The organism is Acidovorax kalamii, assembly GCF_002245625.1.
Lineage (GTDB): Bacteria > Pseudomonadota > Gammaproteobacteria > Burkholderiales > Burkholderiaceae_C > Acidovorax > Acidovorax kalamii.
Genome location: NZ_NOIG01000015.1, coordinates 38,837 through 61,685 on the forward strand (window position 1 = coordinate 38,837; position 22,849 = coordinate 61,685).

Here is a 22,849-nt window from a genome sequence, read left to right on the forward strand (position 1 = left end):
CCATGATCCTTGACGGCAAAGATCCTTCGGCCATCGCCGCCGCAGCGCGCGCGGTGCGCAGCGGCGCGCTGCTGGGCCTGCCCACCGAAACCGTGTATGGCCTGGCCGCCGACGCCAGCAGCGATGCGGCCGTGGCGCAGATTTTTGCGGCCAAGGGGCGCCCCAGCGACCACCCGCTGATCGTGCATGTGGCCAATGCCCAGGGCATTGCGCACTTTGCCAGCGAGGTGCCCGGCTTCGCGCAGAAACTGGTCGATGCCTTCTGGCCCGGCCCGCTCACGCTCATCCTGCCGCGCCTGCCCGGCGTGGCCACGGCCGCCACCGGCGGGCAGGACAGCGTGGGCCTGCGCTGTCCGGCGCACCCGGTCGCGCACGCGCTGCTGGAGGCCTGCGCGGCACCGATCGACGGCACCGACCAGGGCGGACCGCCTGTGTGGGGCGTGGCCGCCCCCAGCGCCAACCGCTTTGGCCGCGTGAGCCCCACCACCGCCCAGCATGTGCAGGACGAGCTGGGCGCTGACCTGCTGGTGCTGGACGGCGGCCCCTGCGGCGTGGGCATTGAAAGCACCATCGTGGACTGCACCCGTGGCGTGCCCGTGCTGCTGCGCCCCGGCGCCATCACGCGCGCCCAGATCGCTGCGGCCTGCGGCATTGCGCCGCTGTCCAAGGAAGACCTGCCCGCCCTCACCCCCCGCGCATCCGGCACGCTGGAGGCCCACTACGCCCCCACCGCCAAGGTGCGGTTGATGGACGCCAAGGCCTTGCAGACCAGCCTGGACCTGCTCGGCGCTGACGCGGCCCATATCGCCGTGTATGCCCGCTCTGCGCTGCGCTCGCACTCGTCCCGGCTCGTGCTGCGGCGCATGCCCGACGATGCCACCGCCACCGCCCAGCAGCTGTTTGCCGTGCTGCGCGGCTTTGACGACGAGGGCGTGAAGCTCATCTGGATCGAGACCCCCCCTGCCAGCCCGGATTGGGAAGGGGTTCGCGACCGACTGCAGCGAGCGGCGGCGGCCTGATCGGCCACGCAGGCGCTGCTTTACATGCGTTGACTTTGCGTCGTTAAACTACCCCCCACTTTTCTGGAGAAATACATGGCAGCAAATTGGATGCGCCGCACCGTCATGGTCGCCGCATGTGCATCGGCCGCGTTGCTCGCGGCCTGCGGTTCCAGCACCACTGAATCGGCCATCACGCCCCAGCGCTTCATCGCGTTTGGCGATGCCATGAGCGATGTGGGACAAAACGGCTCGCGCTACACCGTCAACGACGGCAGCGTCAACAACTGGACCCTGCAGGTGGTCGCCAACTACGGCAAGACCCTCACCCCTGCATCCGCAGGCGGCACCAGCTATGCCACGGGCAACGCCCGCGTCAGCGCCAAGCCCGACGCCGCAGGCAACGCCAGCACCCGCACCATCACCGAGCAGATCGACGCCTTCCTGGCAGGCGGCAGCTTTACCAACACCGACGTGGTGATCGTGAGCGGCGGTGTCAGCGACGTGATCGCCGGCATGGCCGCCGTGACCGCAGGCACACAGACCGAGGCCGCCATGGTGGCCGCTGCGCGCAAGGCGGGCGAAGACCTGGCCGCCCAGGTGCGCCGCCTGGTCGCGGCCGGTGCCAAGTATGTGGTGGTGACCGGCACCTACGACCTGAGCAAGAGCCCCTGGGCCAAGTCGATTGGCCGCGAAGCCCTGCTGACCGACGCCAGCAGCCGCTTCAACGATGGCCTGCTGGTGGGCATCGTGGACCTGGGCGCCAACGTGCTGTACGTGGACTCGGCCTACTACGTGAACCTGTACACCAGCGTGCCCGGCAACTACGGCTTCAACAACGCCACCACGGCCGTGTGCACCTCGGTGGACGCGAACAACGGCATCGGCATCGGCGCAGGCAAGGTCAACTCCGCCCTGTGCAACAGCTCCACGCTGCTGTCCGGCGCCAACCAAGCGTCGTATGTGTTTGCCGACTCCGTGTACCTGACCCCGTCGGCCCAGCGCCAGTTTGGCACCTACGCCTACGACCGCCTGCGCGCACGCTGGTAACAGGACTGGATTCCTGGCCGCCGCGCGCGGATGTGCCAGGGCTGCAGCCACAAAAAAAGCCGACCCGGGGGTCGGCTTTTTGCTTTGCACCACGGGCGTACAGGGCCCAGGGGGCCCCAGGCGGTTTACTTGACCGTGTCGAACACGGCACGGGCCTGTGCGTGGCAGAACGGTGGCTCGTAGGTGCCGTGGTAGGCGCCGTAGTAGGTGGCAAAGGCCGCCGAGGTGGGGTCGGTCGGCGCCTTGCCGCCCGGGCCGAAAGTAGCCTGGATGGCGGCGTCCACGTCCACCGAACTCACGTTGGTCAGGCCCCGGCTGTCGAAGTCGGCCTTCATGACGGCCTGGTGCACGGCGGGGGGTACCGTGGGGTCGCCCGCACCGCCGCACAGCAGCACGCGCGCCTTGGGGCTCCAGCCGAGCAGGTCGTTCTTCTTGGCCGCCAGGTACAGCGGGTGGGTGGTGCTGGTCTGCGAGCCCGTGATGAAGTCGGACTGGAACAGCGCATCACGTGCCTGGTTGGGCGTGCCCGCAGGCAGGGTGCCCGAGGTGACCAGTGTGGTGTAGGTCATCGTGGGGTTCGGCAGCAGGTTCTCGATGTAGCCCGAGTACGGCGCCTTGAAGACCTGCTTTACATCGGTGTACACATTGCCATAGACCTTCTGCCACGAGGTCACGAGGTAGGGCACAAAGAACTGCACGCCCGCAATCGCATCGGGGATGCGCAGCGAACCCGACAGGTTGTAGGGGCCCGCCAGGTGGGCGCCCGCCACCACGTTGAATTCCGAGCCGTAGTCGCGCTCGGCGGCACGGTGGGCCGCCATCGACGAATGCCCGCCTTGCGAGTACCCCGTGAACATGACCTTGCCCGACAGGTTGGCCCCCACGGTGCCTGCTGCGTTGCGCGCCGCACGCACCGAGTCGATCACCGACGTGGCTTCGGAGTCGGCATGCAGGTAGGGGTGGTAGCTGTAGGTGGACTTGGCAAAGCCCAGGTAGTCGGTGGCCACCACGGCATAGCCCTGGGCGGCGTACATGGCGGCCAGCAGGAAGGTTTCGGAGTCCTGCGGATTGGCCAGCGTGCGGGGCTTCTGCACATCGGTGCCTTTGGCATAGGCCACCAGCGGCGCTGCCGTGGTGCAGCTGCCACCGGGCACCAGCATCACGCCCGATGCATTGGTGTTTTCGCCGCTCTTGGCGCCCACGGTGGCGTAGTTCAGCGCCACCACCTTCACATCGCACTTGGCCTTGCCGGTGAGGGCCTGCAGCCCCGCGCTGGACGTGCTGGCGTCGATCTGCGCAGCGGTCAGCGTGGTCACCGTGGCGGGCGGGTCAATCAGTGCACCACGCACCGGGTCGTCGGAGCCCCCGCAGGCAACCAGCACAAGCGCAGCGGCGGCAACACAGGTAAGACGGAAGTAGTTCATGGATGGGTCCCTCGGGTCAGTGAAAAACGATGCATCGTGCGCGCACCTGCGCTGCAGCATCCATAGGGGATAACGCGTGAAACTGGGCCCAATGACACCTGCGCGACAGCCGCCGCCGGGCGGCCGCCCGGATCAACCCGCGCCACGCACGCCGTAGCGGACCTTCATGACCAAGATGGTGCCCGCCAGCGCCAGCGTGATGGCGTTGGCGACCACGATGGGCCAGGCGGCCAGGGCCAGCCCGTAGACCAGCCACAGGGCCACCCCGGCCGTGAACACGCTGTACATGCCCAGGGAGATGCCGCTCACGTCCCGTGTGCGAAAGGTCTGCAGTGCCTGGGGCACGAAGCTGCAGGTGGTGAGGGTGGCGGCCAGATAGCCGATGAGTTCAGGGAGTTGCATGGTGGGCAGGGCAGCCGGGCTGCGCCGGGGGGTTGGGTTGTCCGGTCACTGGTCGCGCGCGGTCCAGTCGATGAGGCTGTCGAGCACGGGCCGCGCGGCGCCCGCGCTGACATGGTTGACGACCGCCACCAGCACATACCGGCGCCCGCTGGCTGCATGGACATAGCCTGCGATGGCCATCACGTCGCGCAGGCTGCCCGTCTTGAGGTGGGCGGTGCCCGCGCGGCTCTGGCTGCGGCGCAGCGTGCCATCCACCCCCGAGATGGGCAGCGAGGCCAGCAATTCCGGCATCGACGGGGATGCCCAGGCCAGCTGCAGCATGCGGGCCAGCGCCTGGGCCGTCAGGCGGGCATCGCGGCTCAGGCCGGCGCCGTTGTCCACCTGGGGCAACTCCACGTCGCCCAGGCGGCCCTGCCACCACTGGCGCAGCGCCTCGCGCGCGCTGTCGTAGGTCGCCACGCCGTTCTTCTGCAGCGCCAGGGTCAGGAACACCTGCTGCGCCATCACGTTGTTGCTGTACTTGTTCACATCGCGCACCACCTCGGCCAATGCGGGGGAGGTGACCACAAACGCGGGCTTGAGGCCCGCAGGCACCTTGCCGTCGCGCACCGTGCCGGTGAGCTTGCCGCCCAACTCGCGCCACATGCCCTCCACCGCCCGCGCCGCAAAACCCCGGGGGTCGGCCGCGGCCACGGGCCACACGCGCTCGCCACAGGCGGCCGGGTACACGCCCTGAAAGCCCACCTTGGCAGGGTCGGACAGTTCGGCCCGCAGGGCGCCCCGCCAGTCGCCACATTCGGTGCCCGGCGCCGCCAGCGCCACCGTGGCCTGGCGCTGCACGCCCGCCAGCGGCGGGTCGTACTGGATGCGCGCCAGCCCGGCGGCCGCGTCGGGCACAAAGGTCATGACCGATGACTTGAAATTGAGCAGCAAGGCATCGGGCGCTGCGTTGTAGGGGCGCAGTGGCTCGCCGTCAAAACGCGCCGGGTCCTGCTCGGGCAGGTCGAACGCCGTCCGGTCCAGCACGATGTCGCCCACGATGACCTGGATGCCCTGGCCCTGCAAGCGCCGCATCAGCAGCCACAGGCGCTCCATGACGAGTTTGGGGTCACCCTGGCCCTGGATGTAGACATTGCCACGCAGGCTGCCGTCCTGCACCGTGCCCTGCAGATAGACCGGGGTGTTCCACACATAGGCCGGGCCCAGTTGCTCCAGCGCGGCGTAAGTGGTCACCAGCTTCATCACCGATGCCGGGTTGACGGGCACCTGGGCTCGGTGCGCAAGGCGGGGGGCGGTGCGCGCACTGCCCTGCGCATCGACCACCAGCACCGACAACGCCTCGCGGGGCAACCGGGCCCGGGCCAGGGCGGCCTCCACCTCGGCGGGCAAGGGGCTGGGCGAGGGCGCCGGTGCCTGGGCGCCAGCACCCCCTGCCAACGCCAGCCACAACATGGCCCCCAGCAACACACCACGCGGCGCGGCAGAGCGCCAGACAACAGGAACAGACAGCATGGCGGGAGTCTATCGCCCGCTACCAGGCCGCCCACGCGCCCCCGCCACCAACGCCGTCTGCAGCGGCCACCGATAATCCCCCCATGCGTTTTTCTCCTCGCGCCATGGGCCTGCTGGCAGCCGTTGTGACGGTCACCATCTGGACGGGCTTCATCGTCATCGCCCGTGCCTCGGCCCAGCGCACGCTCACGCCGCTGGACATTGCCCTGCTGCGCATCACCGGCGCCAGTCTGGTGCTGCTGCCCTGGGGCTGGTGGATGGTGCGGCGGCGCGTGCAGGCTTTGGGAACATCCGCCCCGCCCTCCAGTCTGGCGGGCATCTCGCCCCTGCCGCTGCGCACCACGGCCCTGCTGGGGCTGTTTGGCGGCCTGCTCTACGCGCTGCTGGCCTATGCGGGCTTCTTCCATGCCCCGGCCACCCATGCCTCGGTGCTCATGCCTGGCAGCCTGCCGCTGTGGACGGCGCTGCTGGCCGCCTGGCTGCTGCGCGATCACATCACGCCCCTGCGCGCCGCCGGGCTGGCGCTGATCGTGGCGGGCGACCTGCTGGTGGGGGGGCGCAGCCTGCTGGCGGCCTTCTCGGGCGGTGATGTCTGGAAGGGCGACCTGCTGTTCATGCTGGCCGCAGCCTGCTGGGCCACCTACAGCGTGCTCGCGCGGCGCCACGCGGTGGACGCGGTGCAGGCCACCATCGCCATCACGGCGTTTGCGTGCCTGGTGTATGCGCCCGCCTACGCCCTGCTGATTGCGCTGGGCGCGGTCACCAGCCACCTGGCCCAGGCGCCGTGGACCGAGATCGCCTTCCAGATGGCATTCCAGGGCGGGGGCTCGGTGGTGGTCTCGGGCATTGCGTTCACGCGCATGATCCAGCACTTCGGGCCGGTGCGCTCCACCATGATCACCGCGCTGGTGCCCGGACTGTCGGCCATGGGCGCCGTGCTGTTCCTGGGCGAGCCCATGCACTGGAGCCTTGTCGCCGGGCTGCTGCTGGTGACCGCCGGTATCCTTGTGGGCGTTCTGCGCGCCAGCCCGGCCCCGACAACCCCGGCCAGCACGGCCCCGCGCCGCGCCGTTCCCTGACCCCACGCCCCCCGCACATGCACCAGACACCCCCCGGCCCATGAACCTGCTCGCCTTCGACACCAGCACCGACACCCTCTCCATCGCCGTACAGCACGGCGACGGCGTCTGGCAGCACCAGGGGCCTGGCGGCGCACAGGCCTCGGCCACGCTGATTCCTGCCGTGCGCGCCCTGATGGAGCAGGCGGGCCTGTCCTTCGACACGCTGGATGTGATCGCCTTCGGGCGGGGGCCGGGCTCGTTCACCGGCCTGCGCACGGCCTGCGCCGTGGCCCAGGGGCTGGCCTTTGGGGCGCGCGGTGGCCAGGGCGTGCCTGTGCTGCCGGTGGACACCCTGCTCGCCGTGGCCGAGGAAGCCCGCCACCAGCATGGCTGCACCCAGGTCGTGGCCGTGCTGGATGCGCGCATGGACGAGGTCTATCACACACGCTGCCGGTATGTGCCGGGATTGCAGGCCGCCAGCGGCCAATGGGAGGCCGAAGCCGACTTTGGCCTGGGCAAGCCCGAATCCGTGCTGGTTCCCGCAGGCTGGACGGTGGCCGGCAATGCCCAAGCACCCTATGGCGAGCGGCTGGCGGCGGGCGCCCGCCATGTCGCCGCGCTGCCCACCGCCACCGCACTGCTGCGCCTGGCGCCCGCGCTGATCGCCGCCGGGGCGGCCGTGCCCGCCAGCGACGCGCTGCCGCGCTACATCCGCGATAAAGTGGCGCAAACCACCGCCGAACGCGCCGCGCTGCGCGCCGCCCAGGCCGTGGCCACGCCCCCGAGCCCCGCATGAGTGCCTTGCCCACCCCTTCCTCCTCGGCTGCAGACGGCACGGCCTCGGCACGCCCCGAGGCGCGTTTTGAAGCGCTCACGCTGGACCGGCTCGACGCCGTGCTGGCGGTGGAGCAGCGCGCCTACTCGCACCCCTGGACGCGTGGCAACTTCACCGACGCCCTGGCCTCGGGCTACCAGGCGCAGGTGCTGATGGCAGGAGACCACCTGCTGGGCTACTTCGTGGCCATGATGGGGGTGGACGAGGTGCACCTGCTCAACATCACCGTCACCCCCGAGTTCCAGCGCCAAGGCTGGGCGCGTGTGCTGCTGGATGCGCTGGCCCTGTGGTCGCGCGAGCGCGGCGCGCAGTGGCTGTGGCTGGAGGTGCGTGCCAGCAACCTGCGCGCCCAGGCCATCTACCAGACCCACGGCTTCCGCCGCGTGGGCGACCGCAAACGCTACTACCCGGCGGACCATGGCCAGCGCGAGGACGCCGTGGTCATGAGCCTGGGGCTATGACTGCCCGCTGACCCAACCGCCAAGAACCCACCGATTGCCTGCCTGTATGAGCCTCCACCTCGATGCGCGCCAGCGCGCCATGCTGCAAGAAATGGGGGTCACCGTGTGGGGCCCGTCACCGGCAACCACCTCCGCCGCCCCCGCTGCCGCCCCTGTGGAGGCCCGCCACCCGGCCGCCCCCCAGGCAGCCCCCCTGCCCGCCCCGCCCCCCGTGGTGGCAGCGCCCCGCAGCACACCGCCCCAGCCCGCCACCACACCACGCACACCACCCGCCAGCCAACTGGCCGCGCCTGCCGCAGGCCCGGGCGCCCCGGCGTTGCTGTTGCATGCCCCCCGGGCGCTGTATCCCACGGCCGACCCGGCGCAGACGCCAGCGGACCTGGGCAGCGGCTGGCTGATCGTGGCGGAAAGCCCGAGCCCTGCCGACCCGCTGGGCGGCGATGCTGGGCGCCTGCTGGACAACATGCTGCGCGCCATGCAGCTGCACAAGCACCCGCGCGTCTACTTTGCGGCGCTGGAGCGGCCCGGGCCCGGCACCGAAGCCAGCGCCCACATCCCCGCCACCCTGGCCGATGCCGTGACCACGCTGCAGCCCGCCATGGTGCTGGTGCTGGGCCATGTGGCCGCGCGCGCCGCCCTGGGCCGCACCGAGCCGCTGGGCCGCCTGCGGGCAGGCCCGCACGAGCTGGCGGGTTGCCCTGCGGTGGTGACCTACGACCCGGCCTTTTTGCTGCGCTCGCAGGACACCAAGGCCGCCGCCTGGGCCGACCTGTGCCACGCCCTGGCGCTGGTGCGGGGCGCTCGCGCCGCGTGATCCCGCCCAACGTGGCCGCCCGGCGCCCTCCCGGTGCCATAATCCGCGACTTGTCCATTTTTGACGGAGACAGCTCCTTGGAAACCTACCCGAGTTGGTAGCTTTCCGCTCCCCGGCCTGCCGTGGGGCTGAAAGCACCCCACAACCCCCACCGCAGATGCCACACACAAGGGAGTGAGCCCATGCTCAACATCTTTACGCTCGCCAATGGCCGGCTGTTCCAGGAAGAAATCGAGTCCCTGGAAGAGCTGACCAAGTTCCAGCCGATCTGGGTGGACCTGGAAGCCCCCACGCTCGAAGAAAAACGCTGGATCAAGCAGCACTACGGCCTGTCCATCCCCGAGGATGCGATGGACGAGGACATCGAGGAATCCGCCCGCTTCTACGAGGAAGACAACGGCGAGCTGCACATCCGCAGCGACTTCCTGATCGACGACGACGAAGACCCGCGCTCGGTGCGTGTGGCCTTCATCCTGAACCAGCACAACACCAACCTCAAGAGCCGGGGCGTGCTGTTCTCCATCCACGACGAAGACGTGCCCGTGTTCCGCCTGCTGCGCATGCGCGCACGCCGCGCGCCGGGCCTCATCGAAGACGCCAAGGAAGTGCTGCTCAAGCTGTTCGACGCCGACGCCGAGTACTCGGCCGACACGCTCGAAGGCATCTATGACGAGCTGGAAAAGGTCAGCACCCAGGTGCTGGCCGGCGATGTGACCGACGCCCGTGCGGGCGAGGTGCTGGCCGCCATTGCACGCCAGGAAGACTTGAACGGCCGCATCCGCCGCAACGTGATGGACACGCGCCGCGCCGTGAGCTTCATGATGCGCTCCAAGATGCTCAACGCCGAGCAGTTCGAGGAGGCCCGCCAGATCCTGCGCGACATCGAGTCTCTGGACAACCACACGGCCTTCCTGTTCGACAAGATCAACTTCCTGATGGACGCCACGGTCGGTTTCATCAACATCAACCAGAACAAGATCATCAAGATCTTCTCGGTGGCCAGCGTCGCCTTGCTGCCGCCCACGCTGATTGCCAGCGTGTACGGCATGAACTTCAAGTTCATGCCCGAGCTGGACTGGTCGCTGGGCTACCCGTATGCGCTGGGGCTGATGCTGGCCAGTGCGCTGGGGCCCATGTGGTACTTCCGCAAGCGCGGCTGGTTGAAGTAGCCCCCCTGTGGCGCTGCGCGCCTTCCCCCCCGAGGGGGGACGCCACCCGAGGCCCGGCAAAGCCGGTTCCTCGGTGGCGCTGGTATGGGGCACGCCCTTGGTTGAGTGCCGCTACGACAGACACTACAGGCTGATTTTTGCTGAAAATTTGAGAAAAATTCGGCCTCTGCGTGCGTCCATATTGCCTTCCAAGCTATCAAATTTATAGCTTTTGAAGCAATGTCTGCACCATGTGTTCGGCATAGCGGCTGGCGACGGTCTGCACGAACAGCGCGAAGTCGCCGTGGGCGGTGTCGTCGGCGCGGTCGGAGATGGTGCGCACGGCGGCGAAGGGCAGGCCGTAGTCCTGGCAGACCTGGGCCACGGCGGCGCCTTCCATCTCCACGGCCAGCACATCGTGCCCGGCGCTGCGCAGTGCGGCGCGCAGCTGGATCGACTCGGCAGCGGTGGAGACAAAGCGGTCGCCGCTGGCCACCAGGCCATGGTGCACGCGGTGGGGCACCTGATCGGGCGATTTTTTCAAGCCAAATTGGCTGCTACCGCCTGCCACACATGCCTTTGCAGCTTCCAAAAGCAGAGCAGTCAAGGCCGGATCGCAAGACAGGCGGCTGCGCGCATAGCCCGGCAGCTCCCAGCGCGGGAACAGGGGCGAGGCGTCCATGTCGTGCTGGATGTAGTCCTGCGCGACCACCACATCGCCCACGTTCACCCCGTCCCCCACGCCCCCGGCCACCCCGGTGAACACGATGCGTGCCACACCAAAATGCTCGATCAGCGCCGTGGCCGTGGTGGCGGCCGCCACCTTGCCGATGCCCGACAGTGCCAGCACCACGCGCCGGTCGTTCAGCTCGCCCCGCCAGAAGGCGCGGCCTGCGTGCATCACGCGCTGCGGGTGGGCAAGGTGCTCGACCAGGGAGCTTTGCTCTTCGGTCAGCGCACTCAGGATGGCGGTACTCATACAAAAACCCTCAAACTTGCCATGGCACCGGGGCGCACAGCAGCAGCCGCTCGTGGCGCGGCCATGAAAAAAGGCGGCCGAAGCCGCCTGTGGATTGTGGCGCGCAAAAGCCCGCGCGCCGCCACGCCCGGGGTTACTTCTTGTCGCGCAGCTCGCGCCGCAGGATCTTGCCCACAGGGGTCTTGGGCAGATCCGTGCGGAACTCGATCACCTTGGGCTGCTTGTAGCCCGTGAGTTCGCGGCGGCAGAACTCCTTGACCTGCGCTTCGGTGAGCGCCGGGTCCTTCTTCACGATGACGAGCTTCACGGCCTCGCCGGTCTTTTCGTCGGGCACGCCCACCACGGCGCATTCGAGCACGCCGGGGCAGTTGGCAACCACCTCTTCGACCTCATTCGGGTACACGTTGAAGCCGCTGACCAGCACCATGTCCTTCTTGCGGTCCACGATCTTGAAGAAGCCGCGTGCATCCATGATGCCGATGTCGCCAGACTTGAAGTAGCCGTCGTCGGTCATGACCTTGGCGGTTTCGTCGGGGCGCTGCCAGTAGCCCGCCATCACCTGCGGGCCCTTGATGGCGATCTCGCCCGGCTCGCCCAGCGTGGTGACCTCGCGGCCCTCGTCATCCAGCAACTTCATGTAGGTGCCCGGGATCGGCACGCCGATGGTGCCGGTGTACTCGGTCGCCGTCACGGGGTTGCAGCTGGTCGAGGGGCTGGTTTCCGACAGGCCGTAGCCTTCGCAGATGGGGCAGCCGGTCTTCTCCAGCCAGAGCTTGGCCACGGCGCCCTGCACGGCCATGCCACCGCCCACCGAGACCTTGAGGTTCTTCCAGTTGACGGTGTTGAAGTCGGGGTGGTTGGCCAGGCCGTTGAACAGCGTGTTCACGGCCGGGAAGCTGTGGAAGGTGTGCTTGGACAGTTCCTTGAGCACCGCAGGCAGGTCGCGCGGGTTGGGGATCAGGATGGTCTTGCCGCCCGTGCGCATGCTCAGCATCATGTTCACGGTGAACGCGAAGATGTGATACAGCGGCAGCGCGCACACGGCCGTGGGCTGCTCACCGGCGGGCACCTTGCTCATCACGGGCGAATTCCAGGCCTCGGACTGCAGCACGTTGGCGAGGATGTTGCGGTGCAGCAGCACCGCACCCTTGCTCACGCCCGTGGTGCCGCCGGTGTACTGCAGCAGCGCGATGTCGTCGGGCTTGATGTCGGGCTTCTTGAGCGTGCTGCGCGTGCCCTGGGCCACGGCCTGGTTGAAGCGCACGGCTCCCGGCAGGTTGTAGGCGGGCACCATCTTCTTGACGTTGCGCACCACGTAGTTGACCAGCGCACCCTTGAGCAGGCCCAGCTGGTCGCCCATGGCGCACAGCACCACATGCTTGACGGGCGTGTGCGCAATGCACTGCTCCAGCGTAGCGGCGAAGTTCTCGATGATGACGATGGCCTTGGCGCCCGAGTCCTTGAGCTGGTGCTCCAGCTCGCGCGGGGTGTACAGCGGGTTCACGTTGACCACCACAAACCCTGCGCGCAACACGGCGGCTACGGCAACGGGGTACTGCGGCACGTTGGGCATCATGATGGCCACGCGGTCGCCCTTGACCAGGCCCAGGCTTTGCAGGTAGGCCGCAAACGCGCTGGAGAGCGAGTCGGTCTGGCCATAGGTGACCTCCTTGCCCATGAAGCTGTAGGCCACACGGTCGGCGTACTTCTTGAATGCCTCGTCCATGAGGGCGACAAGGGAGGTGTACTGCGAGGTGTCGATGTCGGCGGGAACTCCTTGCGGATAGGCGGCCAGCCATGGGCGGTCGGTCATGTGTTTTGTCTCCTGGTAAGTTTTTAGTGGCGGTGATTGGACCGCGTCGTCATTTTCAGCACGGTCGTGCTTTTTTCCACCGGTGAATTATGCCCGTCAGCCCTTGAGCGCGGCGAGCACTTCGTCGAGCATTTTCTTGGCATCGCCGAAGAGCATGCGGTTGTTGTCCTTGTAGAACAAAGGGTTGTCCACCCCCGCATACCCCGAGGCCATGGAGCGCTTCATCACGATGGAGGTCTTGGCCTTCCACACTTCGAGCACCGGCATGCCGGCAATCGGGCTGGCGGGGTCGTCCTGTGCGGCGGGGTTCACGATGTCGTTGGCGCCGATGACCATGGCCACGTCGGCTTCGGGGAAGTCTTCGTTGATCTCGTCCATCTCCATCACGATGTCGTAGGGCACCTTGGCCTCGGCCAGCAGCACGTTCATGTGGCCGGGCATGCGGCCTGCCACCGGGTGGATCGCAAACCGCACGTTCGTGCCCTTCTCGCGCAGGGTCTTCACGATCTCGTTGACCGTGTGCTGCGCCTGGGCCACCGCCATGCCGTAGCCCGGCACGATGATCACGCTCTTGGCATCGCGCAGCAGCTCGGCCGTTTCCGTGGCCGCCACCGGCACCACCTCGCCCTGCGGCTCGGCGGCATCGCCCTTCTTGGCCGGGGCGCCGCCGCCAGAGCCAAATCCCCCGGCAATCACGCTGATGAAGTTGCGGTTCATCGCATTGCACATGATGTAGGACAGGATGGCCCCCGAGGAGCCCACCAGCGCGCCGGTCACGATGAGCAGGTCGTTGCTGAGCATGAAGCCCGTGGCCGCCGCCGCCCAACCCGAATAGCTGTTGAGCATGGACACCACCACCGGCATGTCGGCGCCGCCGATGGCCATGACCATGTGGATGCCGAACAGCAGCGCAATCACCGTCATCACCGTGAGCGGCAGCATGCCCTGCTCCACCGTTTCAGCACGCAGGAACTCGCGGCCGAACCAGATCACGATCAGCAGCGCGGCCAGGTTGAGCCAGTGGCGGCCGGGCAGCAGCAGCGGCTTGCCGCCGATCTTGCCGTTGAGCTTGCCAAACGCAATCAGCGAACCGCTGAACGTGACTGCGCCGATCAGGATGCCGACGTAGATCTCCACTTCATGGATGATTTTTTCGGCCCCTTGCAGCTGGATCGAGGTATCGACGTAACTCGCAAACCCCACCAGGCAGGCGGCCAAGCCCACCAGGCTGTGCATGAGTGCGACCAGCTCGGGCATCTGCGTCATCTTGACGACCTTGGCCGCATACAGGCCGATGCCGCCACCAATCACCAGCGCGCCGACGATCCAGGCGATGCCGCTGCTGCTCACGCGCGGGCCAAACACGGTGGCCAGCACGGCCAGCGCCATGCCGACCATGCCGAACAGGTTGCCCCGGCGCGAGGTTTCGGGGTTGGAGAGCCCGCCCAGGCTCAGGATGAACAAAATGGCCGCGCCCAGGTAGGCGACGGTGGCGAGACTTTGGGACATGTTCTGTGCTCCTCGTTGTACTTGTCGTTATCGGATTACTTGCGGAACATGGCCAGCATGCGGCGCGTGACCGCAAAGCCGCCGAACATGTTGATGGCCGTGAGCACAGTGCCTGCAAAGGCCAGCCAGAGGATGAGCCCGTCGGGCCGCCCGTTCACGCCTGCTTCGGGCGGTGCGATCTGCACCAGCGCACCGATGGCGATGATGCTGGAGATGGCGTTGGTCACGCTCATCAGCGGCGTGTGCAGCGCAGGCGTCACATTCCACACCACCATGTAGCCGATGAAGCAGGCCAGCACGAACACGGTGAAGTGGCCCAGGAACGCGGCAGGCGCATAGGCGCCGATGAACCAGAAGGCCACGGCAGCTACGGCAAACAGGATCGCCAATGTCTTGGCGGGCAGCGGCGCGCTGCTGCCATGGCCATGTCCACCCTTCTTCTGCTCCACAGGCGCCGCAGCGGCCTTGGGTGCAGGGGCAGGGGCCTGTTTGAGCGGTGGGGCGGGCCAGGTGATGGCGCCATCCTTGACCACGGTGAGCCCACGGATCGCGTCGTCCTCCATGTTGACCACAGCCACGCCGTCCTTGGCCTTGCACAGCTCCTCCGTCAGGCGCAGCAGGTTGGTGGCGTACAGCGTGGACGACTGCTTGGCCAGGCGCGAGGCCAGGTCGGTGTAGCCGACGATGGTCACGCCATGGCGCACCACGGCCTCGCCGGGTACGGTCAGCTCGCAGTTGCCGCCCTGTTCGGCGGCCATGTCCACGATCACGCTGCCGGGCTTCATGCTCTGCACCATCTCGGCGGTGATGAGCTTGGGGGCAGGCTTGCCCGGGATCAGTGCGGTGGTGATGATGATGTCCGCGTCCTTGGCCTGCTCGGCGTACATCTTGCGCTGCGCAGCCTGGAAGCCTTCGCTCATGACCTTGGCATAGCCGCCGCCGCCCGAGCCTTCTTCCTCGTAGTCCACCTTGACGAACTCGCCGCCCAGCGACTTGACCTGGTCGGCCACTTCGGCACGCGTGTCGTTCGCGCGCACGATGGCGCCCAGGTTGGCCGCCGTGCCGATGGCCGCCAGGCCCGCCACGCCAGCGCCAGCAATGAACACCTTGGCCGGTGGCACCTTGCCCGCAGCCGTGATCTGGCCATTGAAGAAGCGGCCAAAGGCGTTGGCCGCCTCGATCACGGCGCGGTAGCCGCTGACGCCTGCAGTGGACGTGAGCGCATCCATCTTCTGGGCGCGCGAGAGCGTGCGTGGCAGGCAGTCGATGGCGAGCACCGTGGCCTTTTTCGCCGCCAGTTGCTGCATCAGATCCGGATTCTGTGCAGGCCAGATGAAGTCGATGAGTGTCGTCCCCTCGCGCATCAGCGCCACTTCGCCGCTGCTGGGCGGGCGCACCTTGAAAACGATGTCCGACCCGGCCCACAGCGCCGCAGCACCGTCCACCACCTCCGCCCCTGCGGCGCGGTAGGCGTCATCGCTGAAGTTGGCGGCCTCACCAGCCCCCGACTCCACGGCGACCGTGAAGCCCAGCTTGACCAGTTTTTCAACCACATCGGGCACGGTGGCCACACGCTTTTCGCCAGGGAAGGTTTCCCTGGGGATGCCTATGCGCTGCGGCTGCGGGACGGGGCTGGTCTGCATGGGAGGTCTCCTCGAAGTGATGAAATCTTTTTGGCCAGGGCCTGCGCGACTGCCGCAGCGTCAGCCCGCCCAGGGGCGCGCAGCGGCCTGCTTCTTGGCAAAGCAGGCGTCCACGGCCTCCAGGAGCTGCTGCTGCGCAGCGCTGGTGGGGGGCACGATCTGCGCCGCGCCCTGCATCACGGAGCGCAGGGTCTGCACGTGGTAATCGGTGAACTTTTCGATGCTGCGCTCCAGCACAGCGGGCACTTCAGTGGGCGCCAGCGCGCGGTTGCGCAGCATGTGGGAGCTGGCCACCCAGAGGTTGTTCGCATCGGCGTCCCCCAGGCCCAGGTGCTGGCGCAGCAGGGCCAGCACGCCTTCTTTCTGCTCCACAGTCACCGCGCCCGTCGCCTGCACCATGGCCAACGCCATCACCGCCACCACGTCCACCGGGTGCTCCAGCGCGTACAAGGGCGGTGTCGTGACCTTCTTGGCCCAGGCGCGGCGGCGGAAAAAGGCCAGCGGGTTCAGCCAGCCCACATCAATGCCAAAACGGCGCAGGGCCTCCATCGCCATCGTGAAGGTGATGATGAGCCCCAGGATTTGCAGGATCACGCCCATGGTGAATCTCCCTCTCTCATGTTGTCTTGCTGTCTTATTTATTGTTCGGCTGTCTGTTTGCGCCGCTTATTTTTTGGATGCGGCTTCGGCAAACGGGAACGGTGGCACGGCCAGGTAGCCGTCCATCATGCTGACACTCAGGCGTGCGGCCTGGGCCAGGTCCTGGCCCCACTGCTGGGCGGGCCGCCCCGCGACCAGGAACTCGTCGTTGTTGCGGGGCCGGGTGCCCAGCAGCCGCTGGTCCACCAGCGCATCCACCACCACCCAGGCACCAGTGGGGGTGGCGTAGCGGTAGCTCAGGTACGAATACGGCTGTTTCAGCACGATCTGGCGGCCGCTCAGCCATTGGGCCAGGTCGGGGCGGTTCTTTTCCAGCCACTGGGCACTGCTGCCCCAGTTCTTGAGGCGCAGGCAGTCTGCACGCACAGGACTGCCAGCCGCTGCATCCACCACCGTCACATTCTGCTGGGGCGGGCAGTCACCGGGCCCGATCGGAAACCCGGCCAGGTCGCCGGTGCGGTTGGTCTGCACACGCAGCACGGCCAGCCATTCCCCTTGCGCACCGCTCAGGCCCACGGCCCGGGTTTGCAGCGTGGCACGGGCTTCATCGGTGGAGCCCAGGTCTTGCCAGGCCCCCGGCGGCAGCACGAGGCGCGCACGGCCCACGGGGTACTCCGCCTTGGGCGGAACGGTCAACGGCGCACATCCAGCCATCAGGACAGCCAGGGCGCAGGGCAACAGATACCGGAACTTCGAAATCATCAGAGTCATAGAAAAAGGTTCATGCGGATTCGCCTTCCATCATCCCATCCAATGCCACCCCATTCCGTTCGGGTAGAGCAAAACCGGTAGGGTATTTGCGGTGCACGCCCTGGTATCAGACCCTGCACAGCCCCTTCCGGAAAAGCTGACCGCGAGCTTACATGAAGAAATTCTTATCGCTGTCGCCTTTGTCTGATGTAGAGGGAACTCCCCAGCCCAGGTCCCGTTCAGGCAAAAAAAAGCCTGGCTGCAGAACGCAGCCAGGCTGTGCAGGGCCCTGCGGGGGCCTGTGCCGGGGGAATCAGTTCACCACTTGGGCCAGCGCCCCCGAGGCGTACTGGGCGGCCACCACCTGCAGGCTGTGGCCCTTGATCTTGGCGCCCTGGCCTTCGCAGCCGAACTCCAGGTAGCGGGCCTTGCAGACCTGCTTGGCGGCTTCGCGGGCGGGCTTGAGCCATTCGCGTGCGTCGAACTTGTCGGGGTTCTCGGCCAGGAACTTGCGCACCGCGCCCGTCATGGCCAGGCGGATGTCGGTGTCGATGTTGATCTTGCGCACGCCGTGCTTGATGGCTTCCTGGATCTCCTCGACGGGCACGCCGTAGGTTTCCTTCATCTTGCCGCCGTACTGGTTGATGATGGCCAGCAGCTCGGCGGGCACCGACGAGGAGCCGTGCATCACCAGGTGGGTGTTGGGAATGCGCTTGTGGATTTCCTTGACGCGGCTGATGGCCAGGATGTCGCCCGTGGGCTTGCGGCTGAACTTGTAGGCGCCGTGGCTGGTGCCAATGGCGATCGCCAGTGCGTCGAGCTGGGTGGCCTTGACGAACACGGCGGCTTCTTCGGGGTCGGTCAGCATCTGGCTGTGGTCCAGCTTGCCCTCGGCGCCAATGCCGTCTTCCTCACCGGCTTCGCCGGTTTCCAGGTTGCCCAGGCAGCCCAGTTCACCTTCCACCGTCACGCCCACCTTGTGGGCCATGTCCACGACCTTGCGGGTCACTTCCACGTTGTATTCGAAGGACGAAGGCGTCTTGCCGTCTTCCATCAGCGAGCCGTCCATCATCACCGAGCCAAAGCCCAGATCGATGGCGCCGGCACACACCTTGGGCGAGGTGCCGTGGTCCTGGTGCATGACCAGCGGGATGTGGGGGAAAGCCTCGACTGCCGCCTGGATCAGGTGCTTGATAAAGGGCTCGCCCGCGTACTTGCGGGCACCGGCGCTGGCCTGCAGGATGACTGGAGCACCCACTTCGTCGGCGGCGGCCATCACGGCCTGGACCTGCTCCAGGTTGTTGACGTTGAAGGCAGGGATGCCGTAGCTGTTGGCTGCGGCATGGTCGAGCAGTTCGCGCATCGAAACGAGAGGCATGGTCGTGGGGTCCGTTGAGGGTTGGGGAAGGCGCTGTGAGCCGGGCTGGGCGGTGGTAACCGCTTGGTAACTCGCGATTTTAACCGGGGGGCGTGACCACCGCAGGGGGCAAATCCAACCGGAAACAGGTGGTAAAGGGCGGCACGGCGGGCGCCGGGCCAAATTCACCACCATGGATGTCTGCCACCCGCCGCAGGATTTCATGGCCCAGATGCAGGCTGTCCGGGGGGCTTCCCACACCTTCGGCAGAGGGGTCATCGACCCGGCTGCGGGCGCCGTCGTCGCACACCTGCAGCCATGCACCGCCCCCTTCGGATGCCCCCACCTGCACGGCGATGTGTGTGCCCTCCGGTGTGTGCTTGAGCGCGTTTTCCACCAGGTTGCGGGCCGCAATGTCCAGCAGCAGCACATGCCCGGACACCCAGAGTGCCTGCGGTGCCGACAGCGCGATGTCATCCCCCCGCTGCCAGGCTGCCTGGGCAAAGTCGGCGCAGACCTGGCGGGCCACGGCACACAGGTCCACCGGCGCCTTGGCCTCGTGCAGCTCGGCCCTGCTCGCGCGCGCCAGGGCCAGCAGCTGGTTAAGCACATGCCCCGCCCGCAACGCGTCCTGGCCGATGCGGGCAATGGCCTGGGCCCGGGCGTCCGCGTCCAGCGCCCCGCCCAGGGCGCTGGCCTGCAGTGCGATGGAAGACAGTGGCGTGCGCAGCTCGTGCGCGACTTCATTGGCCAGTCGGCGCTCGCGCACCATGGCGGCCTGCTGCCGGTCCAGCAGGGTGTTGATCGACGCCACCACCGACTCGAACTCGCTCCAGGCATGGCGCGAGGCCAGGCGCTGCGTGCTGGCGGGGTCCAGCGCCGCCACGTCGGCCGACAGGGCATACAGCGGGCGCAGGCCGCGCCACAGCGCGAGCCCCAGGGCCAGGGACACCACGGGCAGCAGCCACAGGCCGGGCTCGATCATCTGCTCGGCAATGTCCTGGGCCAGCTCGTCCCGCTCGCGCAGTTCCAGCAGCACCATGACCTTGCGCTCGCGCGCCGCATCCCATTGCGAAAAGCTGCGCCACACCACCCCCTCCGCCCCCAGCGCCATGTTGGCAAACCCTTCGGCAGCGCTGAAAGCGGGCATGGGGGCCGAGCCGCTGTGGTGCAACAGACGCCCCTGCGCATCCCACTGCACCACGCTGAGCGATTGCTGGTAGTCATGCGACTTGAGCCAGGGCGTGGCCACGCGCGGTGTGACCTGGGGTGCCTCGCCCACCGCGTTGGCGCGCAGGTTCAGCAGCAGCGCCGACACGCTGGCCAGGTGCCCGTCGGTCAGCTCGTCCGCCTCGTGCACGCCCGTCTGGTAGCCCATGAACACAAAGCTGCCCCACACCAGCACCAGCGCGCCCAGCGACCACAGCAGCAGCTGGCGGGTCAGCGACGGCCTGCGCACACCGGCGCTGGGCGGTGCGGCAGCGCTCATGCGGTGGCCTCCTGGGGCATGAAGTAGCCCACGCCGCGCATGGTCTGAATGCTGGCGCTGCCCAGCTTGCGCCGCAGGTGGTGGATATGGACCTCCACCGCATTGCTCTCGATGGCTGCGTCCCAGCTGTAGAGGCGCTCCTCGATCTGCTGGCGCGACAGCACCCGCCCCCGCGCCTCCAGCAGCACCAGCAACACCGAAAACTCCCGGGGCGACATCTCCACCAGCCTGCCGCCCTGGTGCACAGTGCGCGCCGCGGGGTCCATCTCGATATCACCATGGCGGATGGTGGGCGACGCACGTCCTGCAGCCCGGCGCAGCAGGGCGCGCAGGCGCGCATCCAGCTCATCCATGTCAAAAGGTTTGGCCAGGTAGTCGTCGGCGCCCCCGTCCAGCCCTGCAATGCGCTGGTGCACCTGGTCGCGGGCCGTGACGATGAGCACAGGGGTGGAGGGATCGGGCAGGACCGCTGCAGCCGACGCGCCCGCAGCCGGGCTCAGGCGCAGCCGCCGCAGCAGCTCCGCGCCGTCCCCGTCGGGCAGCCCCAGGTCCAGCAGCACGGCATCAAAACGCTCTGCGCGCAATGCCCCCCAGGCGCTGGCCACGCCATCGCAAACATCCACCGCATAGCCACGCTGCTGGAGGTTGGTGCGCAGGCCCGTGGCAATGCCCGCATCGTCTTCGACAACGAGTATTCGCATGGCGCCATTGTCACCGCGTGCAGCGCACCGGGGGCCATTAAGACGGTGTTAAGTGGCGGACCCTATGGTCCCGGGGATGATGACCATGCAGCCCCCGTCCCACCGTTCGGTCCACCGCCCCCGCGCCCTGTTCCTGTGGACCCTCTGCCTCCTGGCCGCCGTGGTGGCCTGGGATCTAGGCGGGCAGGACGTTCCGCTGGCGCGCCTGTTTGGTTCGGACACCGGGTTTCCGATGCGGGACCACTGGTTCTTTGTGCAGGTACTCCATGAAGGCGGGCGCCGCCTGGGGTGGCTGCTGGTGCTGCTGCTGGCGCTGGGGGTGTGGTGGCCCCAGGGCGTGCTGCGGCGGCTGGATGCGGGCGAGCGCCTGCAAATGGCCCTGAGCGCCCTGCTGGCGCTGGCGGCCGTCAGCATAGGCAAGAACCTGAGCACCACCAGCTGCCCCTGGGACCTGGCGGAGTTCGGCGGCGTGGCGCGCTACGCCTCCCACTGGGCGCTGGGGGTGATCGACGGTGGCGGCGGGCGGTGTTTCCCTGCGGGCCATGCCTCGGCGGGGTTTGCCTTCGTCGGGGGTTACTTCGCGCTGCGCCACAAGGCCCCCATTGCCGCACGCTGGTGGCTGGCGGGTGCAGTGCTCGCGGGCTTGGCGCTGGGTGGTGCCCAGCAGGTGCGGGGCGCACATTTCATGAGCCACACGCTGTGGACCGGCTGGCTGTGCTGGACGGTGGGCTGGCTGTGCGACCTGGCCGCGTCGGCCCTGCGCCCACGCCTGGCGGCGTTGTCTCTCGCCAACGACCCGCCGCAGGCAGCCAGCTAACGGCTCAGAACCTGGCCAGTCAGCTCGCCACGCAGATCTTCAGCATGTTGGTGCCGCCCGGCGCGCCCATGGGTTCGCCGCAGGTGATCGCGTACACATCGCCCTTTTGCACGATGTTGCGGCTCTTCAAGTGGCGCTCGGCCTGGTCCAGCGCGGTGTCGCGGTCGGCGCTGGTGTCCATGAGCAAAGGGCGCACGTTGCGGTACATGGCCATCTTGCGCTGCGTCGCCACCTTGGGGGTGAGGGCATAGATGGGGATGCGGATGCTGTGGCGGCTCATCCACAGCGCCGTGGCGCCGCTGTCGGTCATGGCCACGATGGCCTTGGCACCCAGGTGGTGGGCGGTGAACAGCGCGCCCATGGCGATGGACTGGTCAATGCGGCCAAAGGTCTGGCCGGTGAAATCGGCATCCAGCTGGTGGTCTTCCGCCGCTTCTGCGGCTGCGCAGATGGTGGCCATTTCTTCCACGGTTTCGAGCGGGTAGCGGCCTGCGGCCGTCTCGGCGCTCAGCATCACGGCGTCGGTGCCGTCCAGCACGGCGTTGGCCACGTCGCTCACCTCGGCGCGCGTGGGCACGGGGTTGGTGATCATGCTTTCCATCATCTGCGTGGCGGTGATGACCACCTTGTCCATGTCGCGCGCCATGCGGATCATCTTTTTCTGCAGCGCGGGCACGGCAGCGTTGCCCACCTCCACGGCCAGGTCGCCGCGCGCCACCATGATGCCGTCGCTCACGCGCAAGATGGCTTCAAGGTGCGGGATGGCTTCGGCGCGCTCGATCTTCGCGATCAGGCCCGGCTTGTGGCGGAACTCGGAGGCTGCCACGTTGCACAGCTGGCGCGCCATTTCCATGTCGGTCGCGTTCTTGGGGAAGCTCACCGCCACGTAGTCGGCCTGGAAGCTCATGGCCGTGCGGATGTCTTCCATGTCCTTGGCCGTGAGGGCCGGTGCCGTGAGGCCGCCACCCTTCTTGTTGATGCCCTTGTTGTTGGACAGCTCGCCACCCACCTTCACCGTGGTGTGCACGGCCTCGCCACGCACGGCATCCACCGTGAGCACGATCAGGCCATCGTTGAGCAGCAGCACATCGCCCGCCTTCACGTCGCGCGGCAGCTCCTTGTAATCCAGGCCCACGCCTTCGATGTCGCCCAGCTCGGTGCGCGAGGCATCCAGCACAAATTGGGCGCCGGATTCGAGCATCACCTTGCCTTCGGCAAACTTGCCCACGCGGATCTTGGGGCCCTGCAGGTCGGCCATGATGGCCACCTCGCGGCCCGCACGCTGGGCGGCAGCGCGCACGGTGGCGGCGCGGTCGATGTGGTCCTGCGCCTTGCCATGGCTGAAGTTCAGCCGCACCACGTTCACGCCCGCTCGGATCATGGCCTCCAGCAGCGCCGGGTCGCTCGATGCGGGGCCCAGGGTGGCAACAATCTTGGTGGCGCGGCGGGTAGGCATGGACATGTCTCTTTCTCTCGGTCGTTGAGG

At 67.7% G+C, this 22,849-nt stretch carries 21 protein-coding genes; 8 read left to right on the top strand and 13 right to left on the bottom strand.

Annotated features, from left to right (window positions below):
- Window positions 1–2 precede the first annotated feature (2 nt).
- Both CBY09_RS22670 and CBY09_RS22675 read left to right on the top strand, forming a co-directional pair.
- On the top strand, window positions 3–1,019 hold the full coding sequence (locus tag CBY09_RS22670) for an L-threonylcarbamoyladenylate synthase (protein WP_094291837.1): 1,017 nt from the start codon (window positions 3–5) through the stop codon (window positions 1,017–1,019).
- A 75-nt stretch (window positions 1,020–1,094) separates the two neighbouring features.
- Window positions 1,095–2,048 (top strand): SGNH/GDSL hydrolase family protein, encoded by a 954-nt coding sequence (locus CBY09_RS22675; protein WP_094291838.1) that lies wholly within the window; start codon window positions 1,095–1,097, stop codon window positions 2,046–2,048.
- Between the two features lie 125 nt (window positions 2,049–2,173).
- Here the strand turns inward: CBY09_RS22675 and CBY09_RS22680 are convergent, their stop codons facing one another.
- The 3 genes from CBY09_RS22680 to dacB all read right to left on the bottom strand — a co-directional run bounded on the left by CBY09_RS22680 (window position 2,174) and on the right by dacB (window position 5,386).
- Complete coding sequence (locus CBY09_RS22680) at window positions 2,174–3,472, bottom strand: lipase family protein (protein ID WP_094291839.1); 1,299 nt, start codon at window positions 3,470–3,472, stop codon at window positions 2,174–2,176.
- Window positions 3,473–3,604: 132 nt separating this feature from the next.
- Window positions 3,605–3,874, bottom strand: coding sequence for a SemiSWEET transporter (locus CBY09_RS22685; RefSeq protein ID WP_094291840.1), 270 nt, complete (start codon window positions 3,872–3,874; stop codon window positions 3,605–3,607).
- Window positions 3,875–3,919: 45 nt separating this feature from the next.
- Entirely contained in the window at window positions 3,920–5,386 is a 1,467-nt protein-coding gene (gene dacB, locus CBY09_RS22690; RefSeq protein ID WP_094291841.1) for a D-alanyl-D-alanine carboxypeptidase/D-alanyl-D-alanine endopeptidase, read from the bottom strand.
- Window positions 5,387–5,469: 83 nt separating this feature from the next.
- Here dacB and CBY09_RS22695 point away from each other — a divergent pair, with 83 nt between their 5' ends.
- The 5 genes from CBY09_RS22695 to corA all read left to right on the top strand — a co-directional run bounded on the left by CBY09_RS22695 (window position 5,470) and on the right by corA (window position 9,726).
- Window positions 5,470–6,465 carry a DMT family transporter gene (locus CBY09_RS22695; protein WP_094291842.1) on the top strand — a complete coding sequence of 332 codons (996 nt, stop codon included), beginning with the start codon at window positions 5,470–5,472 and terminating at the stop codon, window positions 6,463–6,465.
- A gap of 40 nt (window positions 6,466–6,505) precedes the next feature.
- Window positions 6,506–7,243: a tRNA (adenosine(37)-N6)-threonylcarbamoyltransferase complex dimerization subunit type 1 TsaB gene (tsaB, locus tag CBY09_RS22700; protein WP_094291843.1), complete on the top strand. Its 738-nt coding sequence runs from the start codon at window positions 6,506–6,508 to the stop codon at window positions 7,241–7,243.
- Window positions 7,240–7,743 (top strand): ribosomal protein S18-alanine N-acetyltransferase, encoded by a 504-nt coding sequence (gene rimI, locus CBY09_RS22705; RefSeq protein WP_094291844.1) that lies wholly within the window; start codon window positions 7,240–7,242, stop codon window positions 7,741–7,743. The genes tsaB and rimI overlap by 4 nt, the downstream gene beginning before the upstream one ends.
- A gap of 46 nt (window positions 7,744–7,789) precedes the next feature.
- A complete protein-coding gene (locus CBY09_RS22710; protein WP_094291845.1) occupies window positions 7,790–8,557 on the top strand; it encodes a uracil-DNA glycosylase family protein in 768 nt (255 codons plus the stop codon).
- Between the two features lie 182 nt (window positions 8,558–8,739).
- Window positions 8,740–9,726: a magnesium/cobalt transporter CorA gene (gene corA, locus CBY09_RS22715; protein ID WP_063461711.1), complete on the top strand. Its 987-nt coding sequence runs from the start codon at window positions 8,740–8,742 to the stop codon at window positions 9,724–9,726.
- 202 nt (window positions 9,727–9,928) lie between these two features.
- Here the strand turns inward: corA and CBY09_RS22720 are convergent, their stop codons facing one another.
- The 9 genes from CBY09_RS22720 to CBY09_RS22760 all read right to left on the bottom strand — a co-directional run bounded on the left by CBY09_RS22720 (window position 9,929) and on the right by CBY09_RS22760 (window position 20,546).
- Entirely contained in the window at window positions 9,929–10,684 is a 756-nt protein-coding gene (locus CBY09_RS22720) for a 5'-methylthioadenosine/adenosylhomocysteine nucleosidase (protein ID WP_094291846.1), read from the bottom strand.
- Window positions 10,685–10,817: 133 nt separating this feature from the next.
- Window positions 10,818–12,497, bottom strand: coding sequence for a long-chain-fatty-acid--CoA ligase (locus CBY09_RS22725; RefSeq protein WP_094291847.1), 1,680 nt, complete (start codon window positions 12,495–12,497; stop codon window positions 10,818–10,820).
- A 96-nt stretch (window positions 12,498–12,593) separates the two neighbouring features.
- Window positions 12,594–14,006, bottom strand: coding sequence for a Re/Si-specific NAD(P)(+) transhydrogenase subunit beta (gene pntB, locus CBY09_RS22730; protein WP_094291848.1), 1,413 nt, complete (start codon window positions 14,004–14,006; stop codon window positions 12,594–12,596).
- Window positions 14,007–14,041: 35 nt separating this feature from the next.
- Window positions 14,042–15,649 carry a Re/Si-specific NAD(P)(+) transhydrogenase subunit alpha gene (locus tag CBY09_RS22735; protein ID WP_094291849.1) on the bottom strand — a complete coding sequence of 536 codons (1,608 nt, stop codon included), beginning with the start codon at window positions 15,647–15,649 and terminating at the stop codon, window positions 14,042–14,044.
- A gap of 60 nt (window positions 15,650–15,709) precedes the next feature.
- On the bottom strand, window positions 15,710–16,249 hold the full coding sequence (locus CBY09_RS22740) for a phenylacetic acid degradation protein (RefSeq protein WP_094291850.1): 540 nt from the start codon (window positions 16,247–16,249) through the stop codon (window positions 15,710–15,712).
- Window positions 16,250–16,315: 66 nt separating this feature from the next.
- Window positions 16,316–17,020 (bottom strand): hypothetical protein, encoded by a 705-nt coding sequence (locus CBY09_RS22745; protein ID WP_094291851.1) that lies wholly within the window; start codon window positions 17,018–17,020, stop codon window positions 16,316–16,318.
- Window positions 17,021–17,312: 292 nt separating this feature from the next.
- Window positions 17,313–18,377 (bottom strand): class II fructose-bisphosphate aldolase, encoded by a 1,065-nt coding sequence (fba, locus tag CBY09_RS22750; RefSeq protein WP_094291852.1) that lies wholly within the window; start codon window positions 18,375–18,377, stop codon window positions 17,313–17,315.
- Window positions 18,378–18,456: 79 nt separating this feature from the next.
- A complete protein-coding gene (locus tag CBY09_RS22755; RefSeq protein WP_094291853.1) occupies window positions 18,457–19,845 on the bottom strand; it encodes a histidine kinase dimerization/phospho-acceptor domain-containing protein in 1,389 nt (462 codons plus the stop codon).
- Window positions 19,842–20,546: a response regulator transcription factor gene (locus CBY09_RS22760; protein WP_094291854.1), complete on the bottom strand. Its 705-nt coding sequence runs from the start codon at window positions 20,544–20,546 to the stop codon at window positions 19,842–19,844. The genes CBY09_RS22755 and CBY09_RS22760 overlap by 4 nt, the downstream gene beginning before the upstream one ends.
- A gap of 76 nt (window positions 20,547–20,622) precedes the next feature.
- On the opposite strand from CBY09_RS22760, the gene CBY09_RS22765 reads away from it, so the two are divergent.
- Complete coding sequence (locus CBY09_RS22765; RefSeq protein WP_205734203.1) at window positions 20,623–21,363, top strand: phosphatase PAP2 family protein; 741 nt, start codon at window positions 20,623–20,625, stop codon at window positions 21,361–21,363.
- 19 nt (window positions 21,364–21,382) lie between these two features.
- Here CBY09_RS22765 and pyk read toward each other — a convergent pair whose 3' ends face one another.
- Window positions 21,383–22,819: a pyruvate kinase gene (pyk, locus tag CBY09_RS22770; protein WP_094291912.1), complete on the bottom strand. Its 1,437-nt coding sequence runs from the start codon at window positions 22,817–22,819 to the stop codon at window positions 21,383–21,385.
- Window positions 22,820–22,849 lie beyond the last annotated feature (30 nt).

Coding starts and splice junctions, on each gene's coding strand:
- CBY09_RS22670 (WP_094291837.1), top strand. CDS start 3: ATGATCCTTGACGGCAAAGATCCTTCGGCCATCGCCGCCGCAGCGCGC.
- CBY09_RS22675 (WP_094291838.1), top strand. CDS start 1,095: ATGGCAGCAAATTGGATGCGCCGCACCGTCATGGTCGCCGCATGTGCA.
- CBY09_RS22680 (WP_094291839.1), bottom strand. CDS start 3,472: ATGAACTACTTCCGTCTTACCTGTGTTGCCGCCGCTGCGCTTGTGCTG.
- CBY09_RS22685 (WP_094291840.1), bottom strand. CDS start 3,874: ATGCAACTCCCTGAACTCATCGGCTATCTGGCCGCCACCCTCACCACC.
- dacB (WP_094291841.1), bottom strand. CDS start 5,386: ATGCTGTCTGTTCCTGTTGTCTGGCGCTCTGCCGCGCCGCGTGGTGTG.
- CBY09_RS22695 (WP_094291842.1), top strand. CDS start 5,470: ATGCGTTTTTCTCCTCGCGCCATGGGCCTGCTGGCAGCCGTTGTGACG.
- tsaB (WP_094291843.1), top strand. CDS start 6,506: ATGAACCTGCTCGCCTTCGACACCAGCACCGACACCCTCTCCATCGCC.
- rimI (WP_094291844.1), top strand. CDS start 7,240: ATGAGTGCCTTGCCCACCCCTTCCTCCTCGGCTGCAGACGGCACGGCC.
- CBY09_RS22710 (WP_094291845.1), top strand. CDS start 7,790: ATGAGCCTCCACCTCGATGCGCGCCAGCGCGCCATGCTGCAAGAAATG.
- corA (WP_063461711.1), top strand. CDS start 8,740: ATGCTCAACATCTTTACGCTCGCCAATGGCCGGCTGTTCCAGGAAGAA.
- CBY09_RS22720 (WP_094291846.1), bottom strand. CDS start 10,684: ATGAGTACCGCCATCCTGAGTGCGCTGACCGAAGAGCAAAGCTCCCTG.
- CBY09_RS22725 (WP_094291847.1), bottom strand. CDS start 12,497: ATGACCGACCGCCCATGGCTGGCCGCCTATCCGCAAGGAGTTCCCGCC.
- pntB (WP_094291848.1), bottom strand. CDS start 14,006: ATGTCCCAAAGTCTCGCCACCGTCGCCTACCTGGGCGCGGCCATTTTG.
- CBY09_RS22735 (WP_094291849.1), bottom strand. CDS start 15,649: ATGCAGACCAGCCCCGTCCCGCAGCCGCAGCGCATAGGCATCCCCAGG.
- CBY09_RS22740 (WP_094291850.1), bottom strand. CDS start 16,249: ATGGGCGTGATCCTGCAAATCCTGGGGCTCATCATCACCTTCACGATG.
- CBY09_RS22745 (WP_094291851.1), bottom strand. CDS start 17,020: ATGACTCTGATGATTTCGAAGTTCCGGTATCTGTTGCCCTGCGCCCTG.
- fba (WP_094291852.1), bottom strand. CDS start 18,377: ATGCCTCTCGTTTCGATGCGCGAACTGCTCGACCATGCCGCAGCCAAC.
- CBY09_RS22755 (WP_094291853.1), bottom strand. CDS start 19,845: ATGAGCGCTGCCGCACCGCCCAGCGCCGGTGTGCGCAGGCCGTCGCTG.
- CBY09_RS22760 (WP_094291854.1), bottom strand. CDS start 20,546: ATGCGAATACTCGTTGTCGAAGACGATGCGGGCATTGCCACGGGCCTG.
- CBY09_RS22765 (WP_205734203.1), top strand. CDS start 20,623: ATGATGACCATGCAGCCCCCGTCCCACCGTTCGGTCCACCGCCCCCGC.
- pyk (WP_094291912.1), bottom strand. CDS start 22,819: ATGCCTACCCGCCGCGCCACCAAGATTGTTGCCACCCTGGGCCCCGCA.